This is a genomic window from Acidaminococcus sp. AM05-11 (genome assembly GCF_003472805.1).
In the GTDB taxonomy this organism is placed as follows: domain Bacteria; phylum Bacillota; class Negativicutes; order Acidaminococcales; family Acidaminococcaceae; genus Acidaminococcus; species Acidaminococcus hominis.
In genome coordinates this window covers 1-8,871 of record NZ_QRMX01000046.1, presented here as the reverse complement: position 1 = coordinate 8,871, position 8,871 = coordinate 1, and the positions used below count along the sequence as shown (strand labels likewise).

Here is an 8,871-nt window from a genome sequence, read left to right as displayed (position 1 = left end):
TTAACTATATGCCAGTCTACTTTATTCATAGCATACCAGCTTGACGGAGGCATGCCAACCGCAGCTATCACATGGGCCTTATTCACCAAACAGCCAAATACAATATTTGTCTGGCTGTTTGGATGCGGCCGCAATGCTTGGTAGAGGTAATCAATAAGGCACCACCACGTTTTTAAAATTACTTATTTTTGAACACAATGTGGGGGTAACTAAGCAGGATAAAACACATTGTTATTGCGAATTTACTATAGAAGTTGACCTCGCGCGCATGCGGGCGCAGGTGGCGCCGCGAGGCGACGGAGAGTGCTCCTTCTGCGGCGCTGGCGCCGCTTATATATTCCCAAAAACACCTCTACGCTTTCGTAGAAAGCGTAGCACGTTCTCCGTTTTCTTCAACTCTACCTGTCAGCCCCCCACTCATCCCCCGAGTTCACACAAAAATATTCTCATTCCACCAATTTAGCTGTGAAGGTTCCCTCCGCGGCCAAAGGCCGCAAATACCCTTCTAAAAACAGCAAACCAGCCTGTGAGTTCTTATTCACAGGCTGGTTTGTTCATATTTTCTTCTACCCAAACAGTTTCTTCAATACGTCCCACAAGGAAAAGGTGGTCTTGTGGTAGATTTTGTTTTTGATGGCGCGTTCGGGGTCTTTGATGTACCCCATGCCTTTTTGGCCGTAGCCGGGAATAAGGGCGCGTTTGACCTGGCGTTTGAGGCGGCCGGTAGTTCTGGCTTTCAGGGAACGGGTCAGGGACGGGGTTCTGAGTCCGAATTTCATGTGTATTCACTTCCCTTCACGGGTTTTGGTACTGCTGCCGGGGTTAGTACTTGAGGTAGAACAGGCAGTAGACGGCGACCTGGAGCATGATCAGGATGCGGACGCCGTAGATGAATTTTTTATGCTGGGTTTTGTGGCGGAAAAAGTACATGGCCAGGAGGGCGCCCAGGGATCCCCAGGCGGCGGCCAGGACCAAAAGGACTTTTTCGGAGACTCTCCAGCCGCCGCGTTTGGCCTGAAATTTGTCGTAGCCGTAGATCAGGAAGGTCAGGATATTGATAAAGCCCAGATAGTAGAAAAAGGATTGGTGTAAGGTAAGCACGGGTTGAATCTCCTTAGGGTATATGCAAAATTGTTCTTTTCAAGTTCTGCGCGGGTATCAGCTGAGTTCAAAGGCGCCGGTATACAGTTGGTAGTACACGCCTTGTTTCTCCAGCAGTTCTTCGTGATTGCCGCGTTCGATGATGCGGCCGCCGTCCAGGACCAGTATCTGGTCGGCGTTTTTGACGGTGGACAGTCTATGGGCAATGACGAAGACGGTGCGGCCTTCCATCAGGGCATCCATGCCCCGCTGGACGATTTGTTCGGTACGGGTATCGATGGAGCTGGTGGCTTCGTCCAAGATCATGACGGGGGGATCGGCTACAGCGGCTCGGGCGATGGCCAGCAGCTGGCACTGGCCCTGGGAGAGGCTGGCGCCGCCGCCTTTGAGCAGGGTATTATAGCCCTGGGGCAGGTGGCGGATGAAGGAATCGGCTCCGGCCAGTTCTGCGGCTTCTCGGCATTCTTCGTCGGTGGCGTCCAGTCGGCCGTAGCGGATATTCTCCAGCACGGTGCCGGTAAAGAGGACGGTGTCCTGGAGGACGATGCCCAGGGATTTGCGCAGGGAGCCTTTGCTCATCTGGTGGATGTCGATGCCGTCATAGGTGATGGTGCCTTTGGTGATGTCGTAGAAACGGTTCAGCAGGTTGGTGATGGTGGTTTTGCCGGCTCCGGTGGCGCCTACCAGGGCAATTTTCTGTCCGGGGAGGGCGGTGATGTTGATGTCGTGGAGGATGGTCTTTGCGGGGTCATAGGCAAAGTCTACGTTCCGGAAATGGACCTCGCCAGTAAGGGGTACGTACTGGTACGTGCCGTTCTCCTGGGGTACCTGCCAGGACCAGTGCCGGGCTTTGGCTTTGCAGCCTTTTTCCGGGGGCACCAGGGTCACGTGGCCATGGTCTTCCTCGGGGTCTTCGGCCATGAGGCCAAAGATGCGTTCTGCACCGGCCATGGCCAGGACGATGGCGTTAATCTGGGGTGAAATCTGCTGGATGGCGGCGGCAAACTGCCGGCTCATGCCCAGGAAGGGGATAATCACGGCCAGGGTAAAGGGCAGTCCGGAGATGGACAGGTTGGGTACGTCCCAATTGAGGAACAGGCCGCCAAAGCTGGCTACGATAATATAGATCAGGTAGCTGACGTTGTTCAAAATGGGCATCAGGGTGTTGGAATATTTGTTGGCCTGGAAGGAGGCCTGGTACAGTTCTTCGTTTTCTTTATTGAAGTCTGCCTTGGACAGTTCTTCGTGGCTGAAGACTTTGATGACTTTGCCGCCGTTGATCATTTCTTCCATGAAGCCTTCGCAGCGGCCCAGGGCGTGCTGCTGTTCCAGGAAGTACTGGGCGGACTTGCCCCCTACTTTACGGGTAATCACCACGGACCACAGGGAGCCGCCTACGACCACCAGGCTCATCCACACGCTGTAGTACACCATGACGGCAAACAGGGCCACCACGGTAACGGCGGACACCAGGAGCTGGGGAAAGGACTGGGAGATCACCTGGCGCAGGGCTTCTACGTCATTGGTGTAATAGCTCATCACGTCCCCGCGTTTGTGGGTATCAAAGTACCGGATGGGCAGGCTTTCCATATGGGCGAACAGTCGTTCCCGGATCTGGCACAGGCAGCCTTGGGTAAAGACGGCCAGGAGCTGATTGTAGGTAATGTTGGCCAGCAGGGAAATCACGTACAGGACGGCCAGGATTTTCACATAGTGGTAAATGATGGGCTGGATCACCGGCCAGGTCAGGTTCTGTTCCCAGGCGGTTTGCAGGGTGGCCACCACCTTCTGCATAAAGATGGAGGGGATGGACAGGATTACCGAGTTCAGGATAATCAGGCCCACAATGGTGGGAAACAGCCGGGGGTAGAAGCGCTGGAGGGTCAGGATGAACAGTTTGGCCTGGCTCCAGCTGAGGATTTTGTGTACCTGGGGTTTACGCTGGGTCATAGGCCAGCCCTCCCTTCTCTGCCCCGGATTGGGCCAGTTTTTCGTCGGTCTTTTGGAGGTTCTGGGACCGGGCCATTTCCTGGTAGATGGTATTGGTCTGGAGCAGTTCTTCGCTGGTGCCTACGGCGTTGATTTTGCCTTTGTCCATGACGATAATCCGGTCGGCGTTTTCCACGGAGGCCAGGCGCTGGGCAATAATCAGCTTGGTGGTGCCGGGCAGGAAGTCCCGCAGGGCCTGCCGGATGGCGGCATCGGTTTTGGTATCCACAGCGGAGGTGCTGTCGTCCAGGATAAGAATCTTGGGTTTCTTCAGCAGGGCCCGGGCAATGCAGATGCGCTGCTTCTGACCCCCGGAGACGTTGGCGCCTCCCTGCTCAATCCAGGTGTTGTAGCCGTCGGGGAAGCGCTGGATGAATTCGTCGGCGCAGGCCCACTCACAGACCTGGCGCACTTCTTCGTCGGTGGCGTTTTCGTTGCCCCAGCGGATGTTGTCCGCTACGGTGCCGGAAAACAGCAGGTTCTTCTGGAGGACCATGGCCACGCTGGAACGCAGGGTTTCCAGGTCGTAGCGGCGTACGTCCAGGCCGCCTACTGCTACGGCGCCGTCGGTAACGTCGTAGAGCCGGGGAATCAGCTGAACCAGGGAGGATTTGCCGGAGCCGGTACCGCCTACAATACCGATGACTTCTCCGGAATGGATATCCAGGTTAATGTCTTCCAGCACCGGGTCGCCGTTTTGGGCGTCGTACTGAAAATAGGCGTGGTCAAAGACAATGGAGCCGTCCCGGACTTGTGTTTCGGGGTCCGGGGGCGATACCAGGTCGCTCTGTTCGTGGAGGACCTGCTCCACCCGCTTGACGGATTCTTCAGTAAAGGTCAGCAGCACGAAAATCATGGACAGCATCATCAGGCTGCCCAAAATTTGAAAGCTGTAGGTCAGCAGCGTGGAAAACTGGCCGATGTCCAGGGCCTGGCCCTGGGTGGTAATGATCAGTTTGGAGCCTACCGTGAGCAGGAACACCATGATGCCGTAAACGCAGATCTGCATCAGGGGGTTGTTCAGGGCGATATAGCGCTCGGCGTTGGTAAAGAGCCGCTGGACTTCCCTGGCGGTGACGTTGAATTTGCTGATTTCGGTATCCTGGCGGACGAAGGATTTCACCACCCGGATGCCTTTGATGTTCTCCTCCACTTTGCTGTTCATGGCGTCGTACTGGGGAAAGCCGCGTTTCAGCATAGGCATGGCTTTTTTGGCGATGGCGTACAGGCCGTAGCCCAGCACGGGGATTACCACCACAAAGCCCATGGCCATAAACCCGCCCATGTAGTAGGCCATAAAGAAGGAAAACAGCAGGTTGAAGGGGGCCCGGAAGGCGGTGCGGATCAGCATCATAAAGGCCATCTGGATGTTCTGGATGTCCGTGGTCAGCCGGGTTACCAGGGAGGCCGAGGAAAACCGGTCGATGTTGGAGAAGGAAAATTCCTGAATCTGGTAGAACATGTCCTGCCGGAGGTTTTTGGCAAAGCCGCAGGAGGCTTTGGCGCAGGTCATACCGGCGGCGTAGCCGCAGAGCAGTCCTAAGAGTGCCATGACGCAGAGAATCCAGGCGTAGTGGCCAATGCGGTCGGGGCCGCAGCCGGCCTTGATTTCGTTGATCATCAGGGCAATTTCATAGGGAATCAGGGCTTCAAAGCAGACTTCTCCCAGGACCAGCACAGGGGTCAGGAGCATGGAGGTCCGATATTCTCTTACAGATTGAAAAAGGAGTTTCCAACCTTTTTGCATGAAATCACTTCGCTTCTGCTTGAATTTGTTCTTGGGGTGCTGCGGGGCGTTTGCCGCTCATGAGACGGGCTGCGGTGGCGGCCAGGAGCTGCTGGGCTTCGGCCGGGTCTTCGGTATCCATAACGGACTTTTCAAAGGGGCAGATGCCGGTTTTCATCCGGTTTTCAATCATGGCAATTTCCGTTTGGAAGAACACGGGGATATGGTGTTTTTCCAGGTATTCTTTGCCGGCGGTGCTGATGATGTAGGTATGGACTTCTTTGACGCCGCCAAGGGTAAAGAGCATGGCAGCGGCCTTGCCTACAATCTTATCTACGGCAACGGCGCCCTTTAACAGTTCGGGCTGGGCCCGCAGTACTTTCAGAAGGGGCATCACGCCTTTGGCGGTATCCGTGAAGACCACCTGGCCGTCCTGAAGGATGGCAATGGACTGGCCTTCGTGGACGATTTTATGCATTTCGCTTTGGATCAGGGCTTCCAGCGCCTGATTTTGGGTATGGTTTTCTTTCATTATATTCTCTCCTATCTGTTCCTTGGTGGGAACGTTGGTATTTGTATTCGCCGCAGGGGCGGTTTTTCCTGCCTGGGCAAGGCCCAGGGCCCGGAGTACCCGGGGCAGGATCAGCAGTTGGAGGACAATGCCGGGCAGCCCTTGGAGGATAAAAACAAAGAGCAGCAGGCCCAGGGCTTTGCCGTTAAATAGGAACAACCCTGACACCAAAAGCACCCGGACCAGGCGGCCCAGCACCATGGAGGCAACGAGAGCCGGCAGCAGCCCCCACCCCCGGTTCCAGAAGTGGCCGGTGGCCCAGCCGTAGGTGCCCAGCTCGCCGATCATCAGGGGCAGCATGGGAAAGGCCGGGGGCATGCCGGTAAGCACGCTGGAAATCAGGGGTGTCAACACCCCGATGACCGCACCCCAGAAGGGGCCCAGAAGGAAGCCCGCCAGCAGCACGGTAAAGTGCATGGGCAGCAGCACCGTTCCCTGGACGCCGAAGGCGTGACCGGTGACAAAGGGTATGAGAATGCCCAGGGCGATGAGAAGTCCCGCCTGGGTTAGGTTATGGGGATGGTATTTGGACATGATGTCGCCTCGCAAAATATATAGAGTTGATAGGTATATTATACAGCAAATGGGGTGTGGAGACAAAAGTCAATCAACGGTTGGTGGGGTGCGGGCGGTGCCCGTTGGGAAACTTGGTTTTGAACCCCATCCCGGCCGCTTTTTATTCTCGGTTGCGGCCACCCTTCCCCTTCTCCTGTTCGCATAGCGAACAGGTAAGTGGAAGGCAAATCGCGGCCGGGGCCGCGAAAAACTGGGATGGCCCGCTGGGCCCCCTCCTCCCCCGCATTGTCTCATGAAAAACGCCAAGCAAAAGGGCTTGGCGTTTTGCTTGGCGTTGTAACTGCTAGGTTATTTAACCCGTTTGGCGTCTTCCAGCAGGGTCATTTTCATTTTGTAATAGGTGGGGCTCATATCCAGGTAGTGGATATGGGGGTTGGCGAAGCGCTGTTCTTCGGGCCAGATTTCGTTGACCAGCTGGATTTTCACGAAGTTGCGGATGCTTTCCAAAGAGGGAGAGGGTTTGGTGCGTTTGCCGTTTTTCAGCACCAGTTCCTGGAGTTCTTTGAAGTTGCAGCCGGTGAAGGACAGTCGTTTCCAGGGACGGTGGGTATCCACAAAGTGGAATTCTTCTCCATCCACGGGCTTTTCGTCTTCCATGGTCAGCAGGTCGGCAATGGCATGGCCATTGGGGTCATACACCCGGTACACGCCTTTGCGGCCGGGGTTGGTAATTTTTTCGAAGGTTTCGGAAACCTTGATTTTGGGGATAATGGCTTTGTCCTTATGGACGGCCACCAGTTTGTACACGGCACCGAAAACGGGGTCGCTTTTGGCGGTAATCAGGCGTTCGCCTACGCCAAAGGAATCCACGCAGCCGCCCTGGTCCAAAATGGAGCCAATGGTGTATTCATCCAGGCTGTTGGAGATGACGATAATGGCGTCCTGCAGGCCGGCTTCGTCCAGCATTTTCCGGGCTCTCTTGGACAGGTAGGCCAGGTCGCCAGAGTCGATGCGGATGCCTTTCAGCCGTTTGCCCATGGGTTCCAGGACTTCGTGGGCCACTTTGATGGCGTTGGGTACGCCGGAATCCAGTACGTCATAAGTATCTACCAGCAAGATGGCGTTATCCGGATAGATTTCGGAGAAGCGTTTGAAGGCGGTATATTCGTCGTCATAGTACATGACCCAGCTGTGGGCCATGGTGCCGCTGACGGGGATGCCGAACATTTGGCCAGCCAATACGGTTGCAGTGCTGGCGGCACCGCCAATGTAGGCTGCCCGGGCGCCGTAGACGGCTGCGTCCATGTTGTGGGCGCGTCTGGCACCAAAGTCGGAGACGGCACGGCCTTCGGCGGCTTTTACGATCCGCTGGGCCTTGGTGGCAATCAGGGATTGGTGGTTGATCTGGCACAAGATGGCGGTTTCCACCAGCTGGGCGTCAATCAGGGGTGCATACACGGTCAGCAGGGGTTCGTTGGGGTACACAATGGTGCCCTCGGGCATGGCGTACACGTCTCCCCGGAAGTGGTAATCCTTCAGCCATTCCAGGAAATCCTCACTGAAGGTATGCAGGCTGCGGAGGTATTCGATATCTTCGGCACTGAAATGCAGGTCTTCCAGGTAGTCCAGCACCTGTTCCAGTCCGGCAAAGATGGCAAAGCCGCCATCGTCAGGGTTGTTGCGATAAAAAACATCAAAGGATACGTAGTCGTCCCGGTCCCGTTCCTTGTCTTCAAAATACCCGTTGGCCATGGTCATTTCGTACAGGTCAAATACCATGGACAAGTTTCTAGCGTCACATTGTTTCATGTTAGTCTTCTCCTCGTTACTGCGGCTGAGCACCGCGTATTTCCCGGACTGGGAGAAACCTCCGGCCAGGTATTGCTATTGGTAACAATTGTACCACGTTTATAACCAGTTTTGGCAAAAAATTCTAAAAGTTGGGGATTTGAGATATAAATGGCGGGGATTCCGGGGAACTTGGCTGGACTTTCCTGCTTATTTAGTTTCTTTAGTAAGCAGGACAGTTATTGAAGCTAGAGATTTCTTTACTTTCTTCAGAATTAACAACCAAACAGAATGTAAAAAACGAGCCTGCAATTGGTTTTCCCTTTTGCAGAGTCGTTTTTTGCTTTGGCTCGTGCATTGTCTTGCGGCGGTGCCTTCCCATTTTCCAGAGCACTTGTGCTCCCCTGCTCTCTCAGCGTTTTTGCAGGGTTCTGAGACCGGGGAAGTGTTCACCAAGCCATTCGCAGCAATAGACCAGCAGGGTGGCGGTTCTTCTCAAGGCGGCTCTGGCTTTATAGACCTGGGTCATGGTAATCCAGCCAAGGGCGGCGCCGGCCAGTACGTCCAAGGGGTAATGGACGCCCACGTAGGGTCTGGAGATGGCCACCAGGGCGGCTAGTACCAGCAGAGGGGTGCCCAATTTCCGGCTATACTTCAGGCCTGCGGCGGCCAGGGCAAAGCAGCCAACGGCGTGGTTGGAGGGAAACGAGGCATTGGCAGCGTGGGGCAGCAGTTGGGTGACGGCCAGAACGGTAAAGGGTCTGGGTCTAAACCAGAGGGTGCCAAGGCCGGTACCGATGGCCAGGGCCAGGGCGGTGCCCAGGACGGCCAGCATGACGAAAATTCGGTTTTCGAACTGTTTCTGGGGGCTGCTGCCTTTGAACCACAGGGCGGCAAACACCAGCAGGAAGGCCAAGGGGCCGTACTGGCTCACCAGTTTCATAAAGTGGTCCAGGACGGCGGAGTGGCCGGCCAGGGAGTTGATGAAGATGAAAAGCTGCGTGTCACATTGCAGTAGGGTGTGGAGCATGGGGTTTACCTCCTGAAGATAGATTTTATAGGGTTATTACAGAAGTGACTTGAGTAAGGTAACGTCCTATACTTTTCTGCGAAAAGTATAGAGGTGTTTTTGGGAATATTTTGCCCTCCGGGGAGTCGTATCCATGCAGTAGGGTGTGGA

General features: G+C 55.3%; 7 protein-coding genes. All 7 read right to left on the bottom strand.

Annotated elements, in window-relative coordinates; translation table 11 throughout:
• Positions 1–566: 566 nt before the first annotated feature.
• The 7 genes from DW089_RS10865 to DW089_RS10835 all read right to left on the bottom strand — a co-directional run bounded on the left by DW089_RS10865 (position 567) and on the right by DW089_RS10835 (position 8,721).
• Positions 567–779 (bottom strand): hypothetical protein, encoded by a 213-nt coding sequence (locus tag DW089_RS10865; RefSeq protein ID WP_105325468.1) that lies wholly within the window; start codon positions 777–779, stop codon positions 567–569.
• A gap of 43 nt (positions 780–822) precedes the next feature.
• Positions 823–1,101 (bottom strand): DUF1294 domain-containing protein, encoded by a 279-nt coding sequence (locus DW089_RS10860; protein WP_199614912.1) that lies wholly within the window; start codon positions 1,099–1,101, stop codon positions 823–825.
• A gap of 57 nt (positions 1,102–1,158) precedes the next feature.
• The gene (locus DW089_RS10855) at positions 1,159–3,051 is read right to left on the bottom strand and encodes an ABC transporter ATP-binding protein (RefSeq protein WP_105325467.1); all 1,893 of its coding nucleotides are present in this window, start codon (positions 3,049–3,051) and stop codon (positions 1,159–1,161) included.
• Positions 3,038–4,837 (bottom strand): ABC transporter ATP-binding protein, encoded by a 1,800-nt coding sequence (locus tag DW089_RS10850; RefSeq protein ID WP_105325466.1) that lies wholly within the window; start codon positions 4,835–4,837, stop codon positions 3,038–3,040. Before DW089_RS10850 ends, DW089_RS10855 begins: the two co-directional genes overlap by 14 nt.
• Positions 4,838–4,841: 4 nt before the next feature.
• Positions 4,842–5,921, bottom strand: a complete 1,080-nt coding sequence (locus DW089_RS10845; protein WP_105325465.1) for an ECF transporter S component — start codon at positions 5,919–5,921, stop codon at positions 4,842–4,844.
• A 330-nt stretch (positions 5,922–6,251) separates the two neighbouring features.
• Positions 6,252–7,712 carry a nicotinate phosphoribosyltransferase gene (locus DW089_RS10840; protein ID WP_105325464.1) on the bottom strand — a complete coding sequence of 487 codons (1,461 nt, stop codon included), beginning with the start codon at positions 7,710–7,712 and terminating at the stop codon, positions 6,252–6,254.
• Positions 7,713–8,103: 391 nt separating this feature from the next.
• Positions 8,104–8,721 (bottom strand): undecaprenyl-diphosphatase, encoded by a 618-nt coding sequence (locus DW089_RS10835; protein WP_105325463.1) that lies wholly within the window; start codon positions 8,719–8,721, stop codon positions 8,104–8,106.
• Between the last annotated feature and the right edge of the window lie 150 nt (positions 8,722–8,871).

Coding starts and splice junctions, on each gene's coding strand:
- DW089_RS10865 (WP_105325468.1), bottom strand. CDS start 779: ATGAAATTCGGACTCAGAACCCCGTCCCTGACCCGTTCCCTGAAAGCC.
- DW089_RS10855 (WP_105325467.1), bottom strand. CDS start 3,051: ATGACCCAGCGTAAACCCCAGGTACACAAAATCCTCAGCTGGAGCCAG.
- DW089_RS10850 (WP_105325466.1), bottom strand. CDS start 4,837: ATGCAAAAAGGTTGGAAACTCCTTTTTCAATCTGTAAGAGAATATCGG.
- DW089_RS10845 (WP_105325465.1), bottom strand. CDS start 5,921: ATGTCCAAATACCATCCCCATAACCTAACCCAGGCGGGACTTCTCATC.
- DW089_RS10840 (WP_105325464.1), bottom strand. CDS start 7,712: ATGAAACAATGTGACGCTAGAAACTTGTCCATGGTATTTGACCTGTAC.
- DW089_RS10835 (WP_105325463.1), bottom strand. CDS start 8,721: ATGCTCCACACCCTACTGCAATGTGACACGCAGCTTTTCATCTTCATC.